Below are 17552 nucleotides of genomic sequence, written 5' to 3' on the forward strand. Positions count from 1 at the left end.
AGCCGCACTCCCTGTCGTAGGAGACGCCCTCGAGCGTCGCCTCCAGCAGCGGACTGAGACGTGGCGCAGCGCCTCGTTGTCGGCGGGGCCGTCCAGGACGATGAGGTGGCCGTCGGCGTCCGGATCGTAGGGGCGGCCTGGCTTGGTGCAGCTGTCGACGAGGTTGGCGATGGCGTCGCGGGCGGCGCGCCGGAGGCCGGGGGACAGGGTGGCCTGTTCGAGGTCGTCGAGCGACCCGCTGCACGGTCGCTCGACTCATGCGCGACCTGGGTCTTCGTGGCGTCCGCAGAGGCGCTTTCAAGGTCACGACAACCCCCGACGTCCATGCGGTCCGCCCCGCGGATCTCGTAAAGCGTGACTTCCGAGCCCGCCGCCCGAACCAGCTCTAGGTCGCCGACATCACCTACGTGGCCACCTGGAGCGGGTTCGTCTACGTTGCCTTCGTCACCGATGTGTTCTCGCGAAAGATCGTTGGCTGGTGGGTGTCCCGCTCGCTTCGCAGTGACCTCGCGCTCGACGCTCTGGAGATGGCGCTGTGGGCACGCGGCAAGAACGCCGCCGGCCTCGTTCACCATTCCGATCGCGGGTGCCAATATTTATCCATACGCTACAGCGAACGGCTTGCCGAGGCCGGCGCGGTTGCCTCGGTCGGTTCCCGGGGTGACTCGTACGACAACGCCCTCGTCGAAACGATCAACGGACTCTACAAGACCGAAGTGATCCGCCGAAGGGGCCCCTGGAAAAACGTCGACGACCTCGAGATCGCCACCCTGTAATGGGTCGACTGGTTCAACAACCGGCGTCTGCTCGAACCGATCGGCGACATCCCGCCGGCCGAGTACGAAATGCTCTGCTGGACTGGAATCGGAACGAGGGATAGAGTCGGACTCACAAATCTGAGTCTCCACTAATCCCGGGGCGATTCAACGCGCTCCTTTTTCCCCCAATAAAAAAAGCGAGAGGAAGTCCCTCGGAACCTCCTCTCGCATTCTTGGTGGCGGCCGGCGCGGCCGGCGCTGCTTTTATTTCCCGAACTACTGCGCGGTGACCGTCATGCAGCGGGAACGCGCGATCAGGGAGTCGGAGTAGGTTCCGTTGTTCTTCCCGCTCACAGTCCAGATGTCCCACGAGTCGGGGTAGGACATCAGGCGGCCGCTCGCAGATTCGTAGACCAGCATGCCCGAGTAGTTCCAGCCGCCGACGAAGCCGCCGCCGGTCACGGAGTCACCGACATTGCACTTGAGCTCGATGCTCCCCTTCGAGTTGGGGGAAAGGGTCAGTGGCTTGTAGACCGTGTACATCGTGATGGCTTTCACACCGCCGCCGACGGCCTGGCAAGCGATCGAGCCGTCGGAGTTGATCTGCTTGATCGTCTCCCCCGCCGGGCAGGTGCCGGTGATGATCGCCTGCTTCAGCGCCAGGCGCGAGTTGATCCCGTCGATTTCCTGATCCAGGGCGGCGATGAGGATGCTGTTGTTGTTGACCTGGTCCTGGAGGGTCGAGAGGCCGCTGAGCGTCTGCTGCAGCTGGCTGATCAGCCCGTTGTTGTAGGCGATCTGGGCCTGGAGTGACTCGTCGGTCTTCGCGTTGGCCCCGAGCTGCGCCTGGAGCGCGAGATTCGCCGCTTCCAGCTCCACGACGCGCGTCTGGAGAGCCGCCGCGGTGGTGTTGTAGGCGGCGATCTGGGCCGTCAGTTCGACGTTCTGGTTCTGGAGGTTCGCGATGGCTTCCTGATCCGCAGCCACCCGCTCTTCGACCGTGGCGACCCGCTTGACGAGGGCGTCGACCTGGTCCTGGATCGTGCTCAGCTTGCCCTGTACTTCGACGATCTGCCCCTGCAGCTCGATAAACGGTTTCCCGTTGGGGTTCGACCCGTTGCCGGCGGCGAAGGCAAGAGGACAGGCCAACGCGACCATCGAGGTGGCAAGAAGCAGATTCTTCAACGGTTTGAACGACATCACGGTATTCTCCTTTTTTGCTGGATTCGCAATTTTATTGCGGCGGGAGTATACCACGCAAGCAGAATTATGATTATTATTTCTGCACGGTCGTAATCGTCAAGACGGTTGGAAAGTAGGCCGGCATGCAGGCATGGCCCACCACGAAACTTTCGTCGAAGGGGCCTGACGTCATGGATGGGATCGGGCGACACCGTCGTCCCGAAGGTGACCGCGCCGGCGTCCTCGGAGGGTTCCAGGCGATGGTCCGGAATGTTCACAAGTATGCCCGGAAGCGGGTATGCGGAAGAAGGACGTCGCCGAGGGGTCTTGTGCCAGGGCGTGTAGACATCGATGGCTCGCCTGGCCACCGCCTTCCCGCTTCGGCATGCCGGTGTCTCGATCGTGCAGCCGGTTGCCTTGGCTGATTCCCCGTTGCCGGAGTCGCCGCAGGACCCGCACATGAACTGGTCGTTGCCGAACGCGTCGCCGAAGTCCCAAAAGCCGTAGCAGGCGAGGTCCCCGGGCGGCCGTTCTGGCTTCCCGGCGACGACCAGTTCGAGGTTCGTCAGTTCCTCCGTACAGAGTTTACCTGTCATGCGGACCGCGTCCCCCGCGGCGACAATCCCGGTTCGGTCGGACGGGAGTGACTGGCTCACGAACGCGCGGCTCGAGCCTCTCGGGGAAGACACGCACCGCACGGAGGTGCTCCCACCGGGAGACGATGGTCAGCGCGCTCCGGACGCTAGGACGTTCGTGTCGAGGACGATCCTAACCGGGAGGACCGCACCTTCTTGATGGCCGCGGCGATGTCGTCCTTCTTCACGCCGGCCTTCTTGGCCTCGTGGTGGACCTTCGCCAGCATCTTCCCGAACTCCTCTGGCGACGGGGGAAGGATCATCTTCAGCACCACCGTATCGCCTGATCCCATGACGACAAATTGCGCCCCCGGCTTCAGGCCGAGTCGGTCGCGGACCTCCTCGGGGATGACCACCTGCCCCTTGGACGACAGTCTCGTTGTGGACAGAGCTTCCATGCTTGCACCCCCTGTCGCAGGAGACGCCCTCGAGCGTCGCCTCCAGCAGCGGGCTGAGACGTGGCGCAGCGCCTCGTTGTCGGCGGGGTCGTCCAGGATGATGACGTGGCCGTCGGCGTCCGGATCGTAGGGGCGAACGGGTTCGGTGTAGGTGCCGACGAGGTTGGCGATGGCGTCGCGGGCGGCGCGCCGGACGCCGGGGGACAGTGTGGCGTGTTCGAGGTCATGGAACGAGCGGATAGCGATCATGGCTCCCGATATCCCCGCTCCGGCAGCAGACGGAAATCGCGGAAGCACCTCCGTTATCGTCAGGAGCGGGATGACTGCCCATAGATTCGATGGTTATGCCCTAAGATGGTGGGTCGGGACTGCATCCCTGCAAACGAAAGGAAAACGAATGCGCTGGATCATGCTGGTCACGGCCGGTCTGTTCGAGGTCGGGTGGGCGATCGGATTGAAATACACGGAAGGTTTTACGCGATTGTGGCCCACCGCCTGGACATTGCTGGCGATGGTCGTCAGTCTTTGGTTGCTGGGCGTTTCCATGAAGTCACTTCCGGTCGGCACCGCGTACACCGTATGGGTCGGGGTCGGATCGGTCGGGACGGTGATCCTCGGAATAGTACTGTTCGGCGAGCCTGCGAATGCTGGGCGCCTGATCAGCGTCGCCCTCATAATCGCCGGCATCATCGGTCTCAAGCTTGCGACGCCGGCCTGACATGCGTTGGCTCCGGGTTGGCGAATCAATCATGAGAGAATCCCAAGGCGGTGGTTGACGCGCTCTGGAAAAAGGGAGCGGCTTGGCAGTTCCCTCCGGTCCTCCTAAGGTCCTGTTTGCCCGCGGTTGCCTCCATGGTCGGTGACGTGGACGACCGTCCGCGGCTTTGCTTCCCCTAACCGATCGATTTCGTTCTATTCCGCCAGGGTCGAAAGTGCAGCCGCGACGCTCACAGCCTATACGCTGAATGTCGTGCTGGCAGATGGCCGGGAAATCTCGGCGCCGCTCGGCTGGTTTCCCCTGTTGATGGATGCGACAGACGATCAACGCCGGCGAGATGGAAGTCGGCGAGAAGAAACCGGTCGTTCCGACGCGCGTGACTCCGGAAGAGAAAGCGGCCCTTACGGCGCTGGACGTGCCGCCAATCCCGTCTCACAATTTCCCTCCGTGAACCGATATTTAAGATTGACCATCTAAACCCGCGCCACGAATTTACTTCGAAGGAGACCCATATGGCCGGTTGCAAAGTCGGGTATCTCGTCGGCAGCCTGTCCTCGACATCGATCAACCGTCTGCTCGCCAAGGCACTGGTGCGGCTCGCGCCTCCCGAGCTGTTGCTGAGCGAGATCGCCATCAAGGATCTGCCGCTCTATAGCGCCGACTACGACGCCGACTATCCGCCGGTGGCTCGTGCCTTCAAGCAGGCGATCGCCGATGTCGACGCGGTGCTTTTCGTGACGCCCGAGTACAACCGCTCGATCCCCGGTGGCCTGAAGAACGCCATCGACTGGGCCAGCCGACCTTGGGGCCAGAACTCCTTCGCACGCAAGCCTTCGGGCGTGATCGGCACTTCACCGGGTGCGATCGGCACCGCTGTGGCCCAGAGCCAACTGCGCGGCGTGCTGTGCTACTGCAACTCGCCGTTGATGAACACCATCGAGGCCTACATCCAATTCAAGCCGGGGCTGATCACCTCCGACGGCAAGGTCACCGACGAGGGCACGGAGAAGTTCCTGCGCAACTACATGACCGAATTGCACGACTTCATCGTGCGCGTACTCACCGTGCTGCCGCGCAACGCCTGATCAAGGAGGCACCAATCATGACGCAACGCGTACTCATCACCGCCGGCGCCGGCGGCATCGGTTTGGCCATTGCCAAGGCCTTCGTTACCGCCGGCGCTCGCGTGCACATTGCCGACGTCAACGCAGAGGCCGTGCACGAAATCACGAAGCAATACCCCGCGATAAGTGGAACCGTCGGCGACATCAGCAAGGCGGCGGATTTGGACACACTCTTTCAAGATGTGCAGGACCAATTGGGCGGCCTCGACGTGCTCGTCAACAATGCCGGCATTGCCGGGGCCACGGCCCCTGTCGCCGATTACCCCATCGATACATGGAATGCCGTCGTCAACCTTAACTTGACCGGAACGTTCATGGTCACCCAGCGTGCTATTCCCCTGCTCAAGCAATCTTCTGCCGGCGCCATCATCCTGATGTCGTCCCTGGCGGGGCGTTTCGGCTATCCGAACCGGGTTGCCTACTCCACGACGAAGTGGGGGCTGGTTGGTTTCGCCAAGACCTTGTCGATTGAGCTGGGGCCTTTCGGCATCACCGCCAACACCATCCATCCCGGTGCCGTTGACGGGCCGCGACTTCAATCGGTATTCGAGGGGCGCGCCAAGGTTTCCGGACGCACCGCAGTCGAAGAGACCAACCTGGCGCTGGCCAATCAATCAGTCAGGAAGTTCATCGACCCGGCCGACATCGCCGCACTGACCGTTTTCCTTGCGGGTCCCCACGCCCGCACCATCTCCGGTCAAATGTTCCCGGTCGATGGCGATTCAAAGACCGCCGGCTAACCATGGTCAACACGATCACCGCCCCTTCCGGCTCCAAGGAGGACACCATGAAGACGTTTCATCGCACCGCGCGCGTTGCCCTCGTACTCGCCGCTGCACTGCTCGCCGCACCGCCCGCCCATGCTGCCGGGAGCAGGTGGCCAGGCAGCAAGGTCGAAGCCCCCGCCCCGAAGGTCAAGGGGTTGCCCAAGGAGCTCGCGAGGAACCTCGCGAATTTCGACGACCTCGATTTCCGTGTTTACACGGGTCAGCAATGGCAGGATCTCCACAAGAGCCACTCGAAGGACGTCGTGGTGCACTGGCCCGACGGCCACACGACGAAGGGCATCGAAAAGCATATCGAGGACCTGAAGTTCATGTTTACATTCGCCCCCGACAACCGGATCAAGGAGCACCCGGTCCGCTTCGGCACGGCGGACGGCGAGTGGACGGCGGTGACCGGCTGGCTCGAAGGCACCTTTACGAAGCCCATGGCGCTTCCGGACGGCAAGAGCATCCCCCCCACCGGCAAGGCCTACCGGATCCCGATGGCAACCATCGGGCATTGGGGCAAGGACGGGATCATGTTCGAGGAGTTCCTGTATTGGGACAACGGCGAATTCATGAAGCAGATCGGCCTCGCGAATTAGGGCTATTTTTTTTGTGAAAGATGCGGGCATCAAAGCGATGATCGATGAACTGGAGGATTCGGAGATGATGAACTATTGGATGGGAAGCGTTCTGGTAACCGGAGCGACCGGCCAACTCGGCCATCTTGTCCTCGATGCGCTATTGAAGACGTTGCCCGCATCACGAGTCATCGCCGCGGTACGAAACCCGGCCAAGGCGGGGGATCTTTCCGACAAGGGGTTCGTTGTTCGCGAGGCCGACTATGATCGGCCGGAGACGCTGGATATGGCCTTCGCCGGTGTCGATAAAATCCTGCTGATCTCGTCAAGCGAAGTCGGAAAACGCGCCGGACAGCACAAGGCCGTCATCTCTGCGGCAAAACGGGCCGGGGTCAAGCTGCTTGCCTATACCAGCCTGCTTCATGCCGACAAGTCGGTGCTGGGGCTCGCGGAAGAGCATCGCCTGACCGAAGAGGCCATTCGGGCCTCAGGGATTCCTTTTGTGCTGCTTCGAAACGGTTGGTATATCGAGAACCACACTGCCGGCATTCCATCGGCGCTTCAGCACGGGGCTTTCCTCGGCAGCGCCAAAGATGGCCGTTTCTCCTCGGCAACGCGTCGCGACTACGCTGAAGCGGCTGCAGCTGTCCTGACGGCTTCCGAAAGTCAGGCCGGGAAAACCTTCGAATTGGCCGGGGACGACTCTTACACGCTTGCCGACCTCGCGGCCGAAGTGACGCGTCAGAGCGGCAAGTCGGTTATCTATAAAGACCTTCCCGAGGTCGACTTTTGCGCGGCGCTGATCCTCGCCGGCTTTCCGAAACCGATTGCGGCCATGCTTGCCGAGTCGGATGTCGGGGCATCCAAAGGCGCACTTTACGACGAAAGTCGCGTGCTCAGCCGCTTGATCGGGCGTCCTGCGACATCCCTTAAGGCCGCTGTTGCCGAGGCCCTGAAGGGGTAAGGCCCTCGAAGATCCGCCGGAATAGCCGAATCAGGGCGACGCTTCCTGGTGGTACGCTAAACCTTGGATGGAGAGCCGCCATGTCCAACGAAACATCCGAACGAGACGTTTTCCACGCCACCGCCGATGCCGGGAAAATCATTTCCGAGGGTCGCCGGGAAGCGGCGCTGCTCAAGACGGGAGCGCTTCAGAACGCGATCCTGAACAGCGCCAACTTCTCGAGCATCGCCACCGACGAGAAGGGGGTCATCCAGCTGTTCAATGTCGGCGCGGAGCGCATGCTGGGCTACGCCGCCGACGACGTGGTGAACAAGATCAGTCCTGCCGACATCTCCGACCCTCAGGAGCTGATCGCCCGGGCCAAGTCGCTCAGCGTCGAGATCGGCACCCCGATCACGCCCGGCTTCGAGGCGCTGGTATTCAAGGCCTCGCGCGGCATTGAGGACATCTACGAGCTGACCTACATCCGAAAGGACGGCACCCGGTTCCCGGCCGTCGTTTCCGTCACGGCGCTTCGCGACGAGCAGGACGCCATCATCGGCTACCTGCTGATCGGCACCGACAATACCGCGCGCAAGGAGATCGAGGCCGAGCAGAAGCTGCTCGCCCAGCGCCTCCGCGACCACCAGTTCTATACCCGTTCCCTGTTCGAATCCAACACCGACGCGCTGATCACCACCGACCCGTCTGGCATCATCGCCGACGTCAACAAGCAGATGGAGGCGCTGACCGGCTGCACGCGCGACGAATTGATCGGGGCTCCGTTCAAGAACTACTTCACCGATCCGGACCTGGCCGAGACGAGCATCATGCTGGTTCTGGACGAAAAGAAGGTCACCAACTTCGAGCTCACCGCGCGCGCCCGGGACGGCAAGGAAACGGTCGTGTCCTACAACGCGACCACCTTCTACGACCGGGATCGGCGGCTCCAGGGCGTGTTCGCCGCCGCGCGCGACATCACCGAGCGCAAGCGGCTGGACCAGGTGTTGCAGGAAAAAACCGTCGAGCTCGAGGCCGCCAAGGCGCTGGCGGAAAAGGCCAACCTCGCCAAGTCGGATTTTCTCTCGAGCATGAGCCACGAGCTGCGCAGCCCGCTCAACGCGATCCTCGGCTTCGCCCAGCTGATGGAGTCCGAATCTCCCCTGCCGACGCCCTCCCAGAAGGAAAGCATCGACCAGATCCTCCAGGCGGGATGGCACCTGCTGACGCTGATCAACGAGATTCTCGACCTCGCGAAGGTCGAGTCCAGGCAGGTTCCGCTGTCAGAGGAACCGGTGTCGCTGGCGGAAGTGCTGCTCGAATCCCAGGGCATGATCGAACCGCAGGCGCAGCAGCGCAGCATCCGCACGACCTTTCCCGATCCCGGCATCCCCTGGCACGTCATGGCCGACCGTACCCGGTTGAAGCAGGTCCTTCTCAACCTGCTTTCCAATGCGATCAAGTACAACAAGGACGAGGGGACGGTCGTGGTGACCTGCGTCGAAGTCAGGCCGGGGCGCATTCGCGTGAGCATCGGAGACAGCGGCGCCGGGCTGCCACCGGAGCAGCTCGCGCAACTGTTCCAGGCGTTCAACCGCCTCGGGCAGGAGGCGGGCGGGGTGGAAGGCACCGGCATCGGCCTGGTGGTGGCCAAGCGGCTGGTCGAGCTGATGGGGGGCGAGATCGGCATGGAAAGCACCGTCGGGTCGGGAAGCGTGGCCTGGTTCGAATTCAATACGGTTGCGGCGCCCCGGAATTCCTTGGGCATCAAGGACGCGGTGGCGCTGGCCCAACCGCTCATCGCCCGCGGGAGGCGGGAGCATACCCTGCTTTACGTCGAGGACAATCCGGCGAACATGAAGCTGGTCGAGCAGATCATCGCGCGGCATCCCGACATCCGGCTGCTGACCGCCGTGAACGGCAGCGGCGGCGTCGAGGTCGCCCGCGAATCCCGTCCGGACGTGATCCTGATGGACATCAACCTGCCCGACATCAACGGATTCGAGGCGCTGGAAATCCTGCGCTCGGACCCGGCAACAGCCCGGATTCCGGTCATCGCGATCAGTGCGAACGCCATGCCGCCCGACGTCGAGAAGGGCCTTGCGGCGGGTTTCTTCCGCTACATCACCAAGCCCATCAAGGTCACCGAGTTCATGGAGGCGATGGATGTGGCCTTGCGGTTTTCGGAGCAGTCGGTCGGCCGGGGCGACGAGCCGGAGGAAATCCGATGATCACCCAGGACGACATCCTTAACGCCGGGATCCTGATCGTGGACGACAAGGAAGTCAACATCGTGCTGCTCGAGCGGATGCTGCGCGGGGCGGGCTACGTGACCATCTCGTCCACGACGGATCCGGCCGCGGTCTGCGATCTTTACGCAAGGGACCACTACGACCTGATCCTGCTCGACCTCCAGATGCCCGGCATGAGCGGGTTCCAGGTGATGGAGGAGCTCAAGAAGATCGAGCCGGACGGCTACCTCCCCGTGCTGGTCATCACCGCCCAGCCGGATCACAAGCTGCGCGCGCTGAAGGCCGGCGCGAAGGATTTCATCAGCAAGCCGTTCGACCTGGCCGAGGTGCTGGCCCGCGTCCGCAACATGCTCGAGGTTCGGCTGCTGCACGCGGAATGCAGGGAGTACGGCAACGCGGTGCGGGTGAAGAACGAGGAGCTGGAAAAAGCGCTCGAGGTCGTGAAACAGCTGAGCGGGCTGCTGCCCATCTGCATGTGGTGCAAGAAGATCCGGGACGACGAGGGCTACTGGAACGCGATCGAGCACTATCTCGGGCAGCATTCCGAGGCCGAGTTCGCGCACGCGATCTGCCCCGACTGCAAAATAAAATACTCGGGTGAGTTGTTCAGCGAGGAGAAGTAAGGCTACTGCCGCGAGGCGAGCTCGGTCATCAGCGTCCGGTAGACGACCCGGTCCTGGTCCTGCTTCGGGTAACTGAAGAACTGGACCTTCGTCGGATTCCCTTTGCGGGTCTTGAGCAGCAGCTCGGTGATCACCCCTTCCGAAGCGTTTTTGCACGCCAGGAGATGCTTCCGGTACAGCTCGATGTTTTCGGGAGGAACGAACGTCGCGAAGGGAAGCCCCAGCAGCTCCCCGCGCTCCGATCCCAGCAGGGCGGCGCCGGACAGGTTGATGCCCCGGATGACGCCCTCCTCGTCGAGGTCGATGGCGCCGACCGGCGCGAAATCGTAATAGTCCGCATCCCGGGCCTGCGCCGCACGGTCCTTCCGGCGAAGGGTCTCGTCCTCAAGCGCCTTGTCCGCCAGTTCCTTCCGCGCCCGGTCGCGCCGGGCCATCTTTTCGATGACCTGGAAGGCGTATGACGGATCATCCCTGAACTTTTTCAGGACGAACCGGTAGTCGGCCGTGACGACGCGGGCATCGCCCCGGGCGCGCGCGCTCTCGGTCCGGACAGGTCCCATGAAGACGCCCATGTCTCCGAAAGTGTCGCCCTCCCCGAGTTCCGCCAGGATGACCTCCGTCCCGCCTTCTTCCTGGTAGATCACCACGTGCCCCGACTGGATGATGTAGAGGCAATCGGCCGCATCTCCCTGGCGGAAGATGATCTCCCCGTCGGGATAGGTCTTTCCCAAGCTTTCGTTCGCCATCTTAAGGATCTCCTGTCTCATCGATCTTTGCGGCGCACACACCCAATCAAGGTTTCATAAGACAAACGGGCCAGGAAAACGGGATGGAGGGCTCGCTGCAAAATGTTCCGGAACGAGGCGTTTCCGGTGAAGGTGTCCCATAGCACGGCACTCATCCTGGGCGAGGCGGAACCCGCCTGCTCGGCATGTGTCATGCGGACCACGCCGCGCCTCAGGAGCGGCAGCTTCTTGATCAGGCTCGTGAAAGCGAACACGATTATCCCGAACCGGTTGTCGCGGGCGACCGCATCGCAGACCGGCCGATAGTTTTTCTGGAAATCCCGCTTCGAGATCCCCGACAAAAACGCAGTCTGCGCGGCGGACTTCGCCGTCCGATAGGCGTTGCCGATCCCGTCCTTGTAGAGGCGGCTCACGTAACAGTCGCCGACCGTCACGAACCGGTCGCCGAAGGCGCCTTCCGCCTCGCCAAGGAGGATCGAAGGGAAACATCGGCACCTGGCGGTGGCGGGTTCCCACCCGGGGGGGAAACAGCCCCGCACCTCCGGGTGCCGGAAAAAGGCGTCCACCAGCGGCTGGTCGATGTCCAGGCCCAGCAGGCAGACGGTCGCATATTCCCCCTTGGGGATGATCGCCGCGAATTTGAGATGGGGGATGTCGAGCACGAAAACGTGCATCGCGTCGCCCAGGTATTTTTCGATCTCTTCGTTGCCGAGAAGAATCTCGGTAATGTATGCCTTGCTGGTCGTCGGGGGGAGGTAGCCCGTCCCGCACCCTTCGAAGAGCGCAAGGTCGGGGGAATTGACGCCCAACGCCCCGACGAGCAGGTCGTAGGTTTCGGAAATCCCCGATTTGGAGGTGACCTGCGGCCTGCCCTCGATCATGGCGACTCCCGTCACCCGGTCCCGGACGATCCTGGCGCCTTTCCCTTGCGCCATCGCAAGCAGATGGCCGTCGAAGCTCGCCGACACGCTCAGGGCGGGCGCCCCGCAAGGGCCGGCCCCCCGGCGCACGGAGGCGATCCGTCTTTCGTCGGTGGGAGGCTTGATCCGGACGATCCCCTCGTCGGTGTGGAAGGTATAGCCGGCGATCCCCTGCTGCACGACCGATGGGGGCAAAACGATACCGTCCGTCGCGAGAGACTGCACCAGCGCCTCGTAGATGATCCCGCCGCACTTGTTGCAGCCGCATTGCCCGAATTGGGAAAAATCTTTGGGTTCGTAGATGTCCACCCCGATGTCAAGCCCCGCCCGGCCGGCCATCGTGAGGAGGAAGTAGCTGAAGAAGGAACCCGCCGGTCCGCCGCCGATCACGGCAACGCGTGAACCCTTGTCCAGTCGGAGGTTCGGAACCGGTCCCGGCATAATTTCCCTTCATCGTACCCGTTTGCGGTTACTGCTGGTCCCCTCGTTGGATGAGAAGGCCCCCGGGTCGGTTCAATCCGGTTTCCCCTCGCCGCATGCCCGATTATGCTCGATTGGGAATATCGCCCCTTCCCCGGCTCCCCCAACGGATAGATTGTTTCCCATCAATAAGTCGGTGGAAGGGAGAAAGCGAAGAAGATGGAAGCCCTGGCGGAAGTGCAGAAGTACGAGCGCGCCATCCACATCATGGCGATGCTGCTCCTGGGATTCGGGTTCCTCATGGTGTTCGTCCGGAAATACGGCAGGTCGGCGATCACGGCGACCTATCTCCTGGTCAGCGTGGCGCTCCCGCTCTATTTTCTCAAGGATAGCCTGGTCGCGACGGGCGGCCCGGAGGGGATCATGGACCGGATGATCCTGGCCGAGTTCGCCGCCGCCAGCCTGCTCATCTGCGCCGGCGCCGTCCTGGGGCGACTGAAAATGAACCAGTATCTGCTGCTGGGGATGATGTTCGTCCCGTTCTACGCGCTGAACGAGTGGGTGGTGCTGAACGGCGGCCTGGGGCTTATCTCCGGGAAAGCGGTCCTCGACACCGGCGGCTCGATCGTCATCCACGCCTTCGGCGCGATCTTCGGCCTGGGGGTCGCGGCCTCGATGACGACGCCGGCCGAGCTTGAGACGCCCGTCGCATGCGACGAGACGAGCGACCGGTATTCGCTGCTCGGCAGCATGGTGCTCTGGGTGTTCTGGCCGAGTTTCTGCGCCGCGCTGGTCGCCCCCGCCGACGTGCCGGCGACGGCCGTGAACGTCATCCTCGCGCTGTGCGGATCGACGCTGGCCACCTATTTCGCGACGGTCCGGCTTCGCGGGAAGATCTGCGCGGCCGACATCGCCAACGCCGCGCTGGCCGGGGGCGTCGCGATCGGCTCCGCCTGCGACAAGGCGCTCCCCGCGGCGGCCTTCGCGATCGGCCTCGCCGCCGGTGCGCTTTCCACGTTCGGATTCGCCGTCCTCCAGTCCCGGCTGACGCGCCGGACGGGCAAGGTGGACACCTGCGGCGTGCTCTATCTGCACGGTCTCCCGGGACTCTTCGGCGGCGTGGCCGCGCTCTTCGCGGTCGAGGGCGTCAACGTCGGAGCCCAGGCGACCGGGCTCGTCGTGACGGTACTTCTCGCAGGCCTGACCGGGCTCCTGACCGGGAAGGCCTTGGCGCTCTTCGGACGGCGGTCCGTTCCCTACGTCGATTCGGAAGAATTCGAAGGCTGCGAGGACGAGGCGGCCCCGGATCTCGAGCCGGCCGGACAGGCCGAGCTCGCGGCGGAAACGGAATAAGTCCGCCGAAAGATTATCCTGGCGACTTTTCCCCCCGGCACGGCATCCAACCCCGTAAACGCCGACCGGAAGGACGCCTATGGAATCGACTCCCGTCGTGGAAGTTTTTTTCGACTACATATGACCCTGGTGCTATCTCGGTACCGTGCGTACCGATCGGCTGCAGCGCGAATTCGGGGTTTCCCTTCGCTGGTCCGTCTTCCCCCTCCATCCCGACATCCCCGATGAGGGGATGCCGCTTTCCGTCCTGTTCGCCGGGCGGGAAGCGTCGGTCCGGGAGTCCCAATCGCGGCTGATGCAATCGGCCCGGGCCGAAGGGCTCCCGATGGGCGCGCGCACCCATACCTACAACAGCCGGCTTGCCCAGGAGCTCGGGAAATGGGCCGAACGGCAGGGCGCGGGCGATTTATTCCGCCGGGCGGTCTACCGGGCGTATTTTGTGGAAGGGGCCAACATCGCCCGGGCGGACGTGCTGATGGGGCTGGCGAGAGAAGCCGGGCTCCCGGAAGACGGCGCACTTGCGGTCGTCAAGGGGCGCACCTTTGCCGCATCCGTCGACGCCGACTGGCAACGCGCCGAAGCGCTGGAGGTCTCCGCCGTCCCGACCCATCTTTGCGGCCGGCGACGGCTGGCCGGATTCGCCCCTTTTGAAGATTTCCTGCGGCTGATCGGGAAGTCTCCCATCGACAACGGAAACGAAGGGTGACGATGACTGAATATCCGAAAAACCCCCCACACATCGAAGGGCACCGGTCGGACCGCGCCGGATGGCTCCGCGCCGCGGTGCTGGGCGCCAACGACGGCGTCCTTTCCGTCGCGGGTCTCGTCGTGGGCGTCGCCGCCGGGGGCGCGACCCACAGCAACATCCTCCTGTCGGGCATCGCCGGCCTGGTCGCGGGGGCGATGTCGATGGCCGCCGGCGAGTACGTTTCCGTGCATTCCCAGGCCGATACCGAGAACGCCGATCTCGGCCGGGAACGGCGCGAGCTGAAGGATGAGCCCGAGCGGGAGTTTTTGGAGCTGAAATCGATCTACGTGAAGCGCGGGCTCGACGCGTCGCTCGCGCAGCGCGTGGCCGAGCAGCTGATGTCGCGTGACGCCCTCGCGGCGCATTCCCGCGACGAGCTGGGGATCACCGAGACGCTGCGGGCGCGGCCGATCCAGGCGTCGCTCTCCTCCGCCGCCGCCTTCGCGCTGGGCGGCTTGATCCCGATCCTGTCGGCGCTCGCGGCCCCGGCCGCGCGCGTCGGCGCCGTCACCGGCGTGACGACGCTCCTGGCGTTGACCGGGCTCGGCGCTACGGCAGCCTACGCCGGCGGCGCTCCGGTTGCCCGGGGCGCATTCCGCGTCACTTTCTGGGGCGCGCTCGCGATGGGGCTCACCGCAGGCGTCGGCCACTTTTTCGGAACGACCCTTTAGGACGGCAACCAACAACCCACGGTAAAAAGGGAGGACCACCGAAGATGAAAGCACTCGTGTACCACGGCCCCGGCAAGCGCGCGCTCGAAGACAAGCCCAAGCCCGCCATCCAGGCCCCGACGGACGCGATCGTCAAGATCACGAAGACGACCATCTGCGGGACCGACCTGCACATCATGAAGGGCGACGTCCCGACGGTGACCGACGGGCGGATCCTGGGGCACGAAGGGGTCGGGGTCGTCGACCAGGTCGGCGCCGGCGTCTCGACCTTCAAGGCGGGCGACCGCGTCCTGCTCTCCTGCATCACATCGTGCGGGAAATGCGGCAACTGCAAGAAGGGGATGTACTCGCATTGCGAGAACGGCGGCGGCTGGATCCTGGGGAACCTCATCGACGGGACGCAGGCCGAGTATGTCCGCATTCCCTTCGCCGACAACAGCATGTACCCGATTCCCGCCGGGGCCGACGAGGAGGCGCTCGTCATGCTGAGCGACATCCTGCCCACCGGTTTCGAGTGCGGGGTGCTCAACGGGCAGGTCAAGCCCGGCGACACGGTGGCGATCGTCGGCGGCGGCCCGATCGGGCTGGCGGCGCTTTTGACGGCGCAGTTCTATTCGCCGGCCGAGATCATCATGGTCGACATCGATGCCAACCGGCTCGAAGTCGCCAAGCGGTTCGGCGCGACGCAGGTCGTCGACAACAGCGACGGGAAGGCGGCCGAGAAGGTGATGGCGCTGACCGGCAACCGGGGGGTCGACGTCGCGATCGAGGCGCTGGGGATGGCGGTGAGCTTCGACGTCTGCCAGGCGGTCGTGGCGGCGGGCGGCCACATCGCCAACATCGGCGTGCACGGGAAGGCCGTCCAGCTCAACATGGACAAGCTGTGGGACCGCAACATCACCCTGACGACGCGCCTCGTCGACACCGTGACGACGCCCATGCTCCTCAAGACCGTGACCTCGGGCAAGGTCCAGCCGAAAAATCTGATCACGCACCACTTTGCCTTGAACGACGTCATGAAGGCCTACGACACGTTCGGCAACGCGATGAAGGAGCGCGCCCTGAAGGTGATCATCGCGAACGACTAAAGGGGAGGCGCATCGGGTATGATGCTTCCCCATGGCTCTCACCGCGACCATCTTCAAGGCCGATCTCAACGTGGCCGACATGGACCGCCACTACTATGCCGACCACACGCTGACGATCGCGCAGCATCCTTCCGAGACCGACGAGCGGATGATGGTGCGGTTGCTCGCGTTCGGGCTGCATGCCGACGAGCGGCTTGAGTTCGGACGGGGGCTGAGCGCGACGGACGAGCCCGACCTGTGGCTGCACGACCTGACCGGCCGCGTCGATCTCTGGATCGACGCGGGCCAGCCCGACGAGCGGCGCTTGCGCAAGGCATGCGCCCTGGCCGGGCGGGTCGTGGTCTACGCCTACGGCGGCCGGAGCGTCGACTTGTGGTGGGGCAAGGCCGGACCCGAGCTGGCGCGTTTCGACAACCTCTCGGTCGTGGCGATCGACCCCGCCACGACCGACGCTCTGGCCGTGATCGCCGCCCGGACCATGCGGCTTCAGCTGATGGTCCAGGACGGCGAGGCGTGGCTGTCCGCCGGCGACACGCGCATCGAGATCCGCCGCCACTGGCTCAAAGGCCCACCCTAGAATTCGTCCCTTTATTCCGCCGGCTTCCGAAATACATCCACGGGGGGTGTGACGCTTGTCCAACATTTTGATCATGGCGGCTCTTGCCGTCCTGCTGATGGTCGTCGTCCTCCTCAAGCACAAGCTGGCGGGCCGGGGGGGGAGACCGCCCATCGAGCCCGACACGAGCTGGGAGCGGCTGGCCGCGCAATACGGCGCCGATGAACTGACCGGCAAGGAAGTCTTCGAAAAGATCGGCGGGAAGGTCGGGCGCGGCTACGCGGGCGTCGGCGGCGACGACCGCGGGCTGATCCTGTGGCATCCGGGCCACCGGGGTGCCCGGATTCCCTGGGGCGACCTCATGCTGATCCCGGGCAGCTACATGGACCTCCCCGCTTTCCGGATCGAGACCGTGAAAACGGCCGATATCACGATCGTCATCCCGCGCCGCTATGAAGAACTGCTTCGCGAACGGGCCGGGGCGCTCTGGCCCGGCGTGTCGAATCGGACGGCGCCGGACGAGCCCGGGGCCGAGGAATGAACGCACCCGGCCGCGACGAGCTCGAGGGAAAGCTCCGGGTCGCATTCCGGATCCTCGGGGATTACGCCCGTGTGCTGGAGCGGCACGAGCAGGGCGGGGTGCTGATCCCCGAGTCCGAGCTGCCTGCCGGACGCGACACGATCAAGGCGTGCGTCCTCCTGGCTGCCGCGTACCGGGTCGCCAACGGCGGCCCGCGGCGCGAGCTGGCGGCGGCGGCCCGCATCTCCTACGCGACGCTGGCGCACTTCGTTCCCGACGATCTCGCGCAGCGCGAGGCCGATTTCAACGACTCCGCCCAACAGGCGCTCGGGCATATCGCCCGTCAGGATGCGCCGCCTGCCGAACTGGCGGGGAAGGTGGCGGACGCCCCCCTGGCCGAGATGGAACGCGTCCGGTCTGAATTCGCTGCGCTCGAGGCCGAGTTCGACGCCGCGCTGTCGGGCATCCTTGACCAATCACCCCTTTCTTGACGCCCCCCGTTTGCATCCTGGTCAGCGCCTGCCTCCCGGGCGAAAAGGTTCCGTAAGA

Annotated in this window: 19 protein-coding genes and 2 pseudogenes; 16 read left to right on the forward strand and 5 right to left on the reverse strand. The window is 64.2% G+C overall.

Annotated elements, in window-relative coordinates; genetic code table 11:
- The first annotated feature begins 236 nt into the window (after nt 1–236).
- A pseudogene (locus tag VGK27_04435) lies at nt 237–911 on the forward strand (IS3 family transposase).
- Between the two features lie 123 nt (nt 912–1034).
- Here VGK27_04435 and VGK27_04440 read toward each other — a convergent pair.
- The 3 genes from VGK27_04440 to VGK27_04450 all read right to left on the reverse strand — a co-directional run bounded on the left by VGK27_04440 (nt 1035) and on the right by VGK27_04450 (nt 3222).
- Nucleotides 1035–1961 carry a hypothetical protein gene (locus VGK27_04440; GenBank protein HEY3489358.1) on the reverse strand — a complete coding sequence of 309 codons (927 nt, stop codon included), beginning with the start codon at nt 1959–1961 and terminating at the stop codon, nt 1035–1037.
- Nucleotides 1958–2536, reverse strand: coding sequence for a hypothetical protein (locus VGK27_04445; GenBank protein ID HEY3489359.1), 579 nt, complete (start codon nt 2534–2536; stop codon nt 1958–1960). Before VGK27_04445 ends, VGK27_04440 begins: the two co-directional genes overlap by 4 nt.
- Nucleotides 2537–2682: 146 nt before the next feature.
- Complete coding sequence (locus VGK27_04450) at nt 2683–3222, reverse strand: AbrB/MazE/SpoVT family DNA-binding domain-containing protein (GenBank protein ID HEY3489360.1); 540 nt, start codon at nt 3220–3222, stop codon at nt 2683–2685.
- A gap of 148 nt (nt 3223–3370) precedes the next feature.
- Here VGK27_04450 and sugE point away from each other — a divergent pair, with 148 nt between their 5' ends.
- The 8 genes from sugE (at nt 3371) to VGK27_04490 (ending at nt 9981) form a co-directional block, all read left to right on the forward strand.
- Nucleotides 3371–3691, forward strand: coding sequence for a quaternary ammonium compound efflux SMR transporter SugE (gene sugE / locus VGK27_04455; GenBank protein ID HEY3489361.1), 321 nt, complete (start codon nt 3371–3373; stop codon nt 3689–3691).
- Between the two features lie 310 nt (nt 3692–4001).
- Nucleotides 4002–4142 carry a hypothetical protein gene (locus VGK27_04460; GenBank protein ID HEY3489362.1) on the forward strand — a complete coding sequence of 47 codons (141 nt, stop codon included), beginning with the start codon at nt 4002–4004 and terminating at the stop codon, nt 4140–4142.
- 61 nt (nt 4143–4203) lie between these two features.
- Nucleotides 4204–4776 (forward strand): NADPH-dependent FMN reductase, encoded by a 573-nt coding sequence (locus VGK27_04465; GenBank protein ID HEY3489363.1) that lies wholly within the window; start codon nt 4204–4206, stop codon nt 4774–4776.
- Nucleotides 4777–4793: 17 nt separating this feature from the next.
- On the forward strand, nt 4794–5555 hold the full coding sequence (locus tag VGK27_04470; protein ID HEY3489364.1) for an SDR family oxidoreductase: 762 nt from the start codon (nt 4794–4796) through the stop codon (nt 5553–5555).
- Between the two features lie 47 nt (nt 5556–5602).
- Nucleotides 5603–6184, forward strand: coding sequence for an ester cyclase (locus VGK27_04475; GenBank protein ID HEY3489365.1), 582 nt, complete (start codon nt 5603–5605; stop codon nt 6182–6184).
- A gap of 37 nt (nt 6185–6221) precedes the next feature.
- Complete coding sequence (locus tag VGK27_04480; protein HEY3489366.1) at nt 6222–7127, forward strand: SDR family oxidoreductase; 906 nt, start codon at nt 6222–6224, stop codon at nt 7125–7127.
- An 80-nt stretch (nt 7128–7207) separates the two neighbouring features.
- Entirely contained in the window at nt 7208–9337 is a 2130-nt protein-coding gene (locus VGK27_04485; protein ID HEY3489367.1) for a PAS domain S-box protein, read from the forward strand.
- Nucleotides 9334–9981 carry a response regulator gene (locus VGK27_04490; GenBank protein ID HEY3489368.1) on the forward strand — a complete coding sequence of 216 codons (648 nt, stop codon included), beginning with the start codon at nt 9334–9336 and terminating at the stop codon, nt 9979–9981. The genes VGK27_04485 and VGK27_04490 overlap by 4 nt, the downstream gene beginning before the upstream one ends.
- Before the next feature lie 2 nt (nt 9982–9983).
- On the opposite strand, the gene VGK27_04495 is transcribed toward VGK27_04490, so the two are convergent.
- Both VGK27_04495 and VGK27_04500 read right to left on the reverse strand, forming a co-directional pair.
- Entirely contained in the window at nt 9984–10727 is a 744-nt protein-coding gene (locus tag VGK27_04495; GenBank protein HEY3489369.1) for a cyclic nucleotide-binding domain-containing protein, read from the reverse strand.
- 17 nt (nt 10728–10744) lie between these two features.
- Nucleotides 10745–12088 carry a hypothetical protein gene (locus VGK27_04500; GenBank protein HEY3489370.1) on the reverse strand — a complete coding sequence of 448 codons (1344 nt, stop codon included), beginning with the start codon at nt 12086–12088 and terminating at the stop codon, nt 10745–10747.
- A gap of 198 nt (nt 12089–12286) precedes the next feature.
- On the opposite strand from VGK27_04500, the gene VGK27_04505 reads away from it, so the two are divergent.
- The 7 genes and pseudogenes from VGK27_04505 (at nt 12287) to VGK27_04535 (ending at nt 17494) form a co-directional block, all read left to right on the forward strand.
- The gene (locus tag VGK27_04505; protein ID HEY3489371.1) at nt 12287–13420 is read left to right on the forward strand and encodes a hypothetical protein; all 1134 of its coding nucleotides are present in this window, start codon (nt 12287–12289) and stop codon (nt 13418–13420) included.
- Between the two features lie 136 nt (nt 13421–13556).
- A pseudogene (locus VGK27_04510) lies at nt 13557–14126 on the forward strand (DsbA family protein).
- A 2-nt stretch (nt 14127–14128) separates the two neighbouring features.
- Nucleotides 14129–14839, forward strand: a complete 711-nt coding sequence (locus tag VGK27_04515) for a VIT family protein (GenBank protein HEY3489372.1) — start codon at nt 14129–14131, stop codon at nt 14837–14839.
- Nucleotides 14840–14883: 44 nt separating this feature from the next.
- The gene (locus VGK27_04520; protein ID HEY3489373.1) at nt 14884–15927 is read left to right on the forward strand and encodes a zinc-dependent alcohol dehydrogenase family protein; all 1044 of its coding nucleotides are present in this window, start codon (nt 14884–14886) and stop codon (nt 15925–15927) included.
- 31 nt (nt 15928–15958) lie between these two features.
- Nucleotides 15959–16504, forward strand: coding sequence for a YaeQ family protein (locus VGK27_04525; protein HEY3489374.1), 546 nt, complete (start codon nt 15959–15961; stop codon nt 16502–16504).
- Nucleotides 16505–16559: 55 nt separating this feature from the next.
- A complete protein-coding gene (locus VGK27_04530) occupies nt 16560–17024 on the forward strand; it encodes a hypothetical protein (protein HEY3489375.1) in 465 nt (154 codons plus the stop codon).
- Nucleotides 17021–17494 (forward strand): hypothetical protein, encoded by a 474-nt coding sequence (locus tag VGK27_04535; GenBank protein ID HEY3489376.1) that lies wholly within the window; start codon nt 17021–17023, stop codon nt 17492–17494. The genes VGK27_04530 and VGK27_04535 overlap by 4 nt, the downstream gene beginning before the upstream one ends.
- The last annotated feature ends 58 nt before the right edge of the window (nt 17495–17552 follow it).

The sequence above is a fragment of the Candidatus Deferrimicrobiaceae bacterium genome (assembly GCA_036504035.1).
Lineage (GTDB): Bacteria > Desulfobacterota > Deferrimicrobia > Deferrimicrobiales > Deferrimicrobiaceae > JANXPS01.

Coding starts and splice junctions, on each gene's coding strand:
- VGK27_04445 (HEY3489359.1), bottom strand. CDS start 2,536: ATGACAGGTAAACTCTGTACGGAGGAACTGACGAACCTCGAACTGGTC.
- VGK27_04450 (HEY3489360.1), bottom strand. CDS start 3,222: ATGATCGCTATCCGCTCGTTCCATGACCTCGAACACGCCACACTGTCC.
- sugE (HEY3489361.1), top strand. CDS start 3,371: ATGCGCTGGATCATGCTGGTCACGGCCGGTCTGTTCGAGGTCGGGTGG.
- VGK27_04460 (HEY3489362.1), top strand. CDS start 4,002: ATGCGACAGACGATCAACGCCGGCGAGATGGAAGTCGGCGAGAAGAAA.
- VGK27_04465 (HEY3489363.1), top strand. CDS start 4,204: ATGGCCGGTTGCAAAGTCGGGTATCTCGTCGGCAGCCTGTCCTCGACA.
- VGK27_04470 (HEY3489364.1), top strand. CDS start 4,794: ATGACGCAACGCGTACTCATCACCGCCGGCGCCGGCGGCATCGGTTTG.
- VGK27_04475 (HEY3489365.1), top strand. CDS start 5,603: ATGAAGACGTTTCATCGCACCGCGCGCGTTGCCCTCGTACTCGCCGCT.
- VGK27_04480 (HEY3489366.1), top strand. CDS start 6,222: ATGATCGATGAACTGGAGGATTCGGAGATGATGAACTATTGGATGGGA.
- VGK27_04485 (HEY3489367.1), top strand. CDS start 7,208: ATGTCCAACGAAACATCCGAACGAGACGTTTTCCACGCCACCGCCGAT.
- VGK27_04490 (HEY3489368.1), top strand. CDS start 9,334: ATGATCACCCAGGACGACATCCTTAACGCCGGGATCCTGATCGTGGAC.
- VGK27_04495 (HEY3489369.1), bottom strand. CDS start 10,727: ATGGCGAACGAAAGCTTGGGAAAGACCTATCCCGACGGGGAGATCATC.
- VGK27_04500 (HEY3489370.1), bottom strand. CDS start 12,088: ATGCCGGGACCGGTTCCGAACCTCCGACTGGACAAGGGTTCACGCGTT.
- VGK27_04505 (HEY3489371.1), top strand. CDS start 12,287: ATGGAAGCCCTGGCGGAAGTGCAGAAGTACGAGCGCGCCATCCACATC.
- VGK27_04515 (HEY3489372.1), top strand. CDS start 14,129: ATGACTGAATATCCGAAAAACCCCCCACACATCGAAGGGCACCGGTCG.
- VGK27_04520 (HEY3489373.1), top strand. CDS start 14,884: ATGAAAGCACTCGTGTACCACGGCCCCGGCAAGCGCGCGCTCGAAGAC.
- VGK27_04525 (HEY3489374.1), top strand. CDS start 15,959: ATGGCTCTCACCGCGACCATCTTCAAGGCCGATCTCAACGTGGCCGAC.
- VGK27_04535 (HEY3489376.1), top strand. CDS start 17,021: ATGAACGCACCCGGCCGCGACGAGCTCGAGGGAAAGCTCCGGGTCGCA.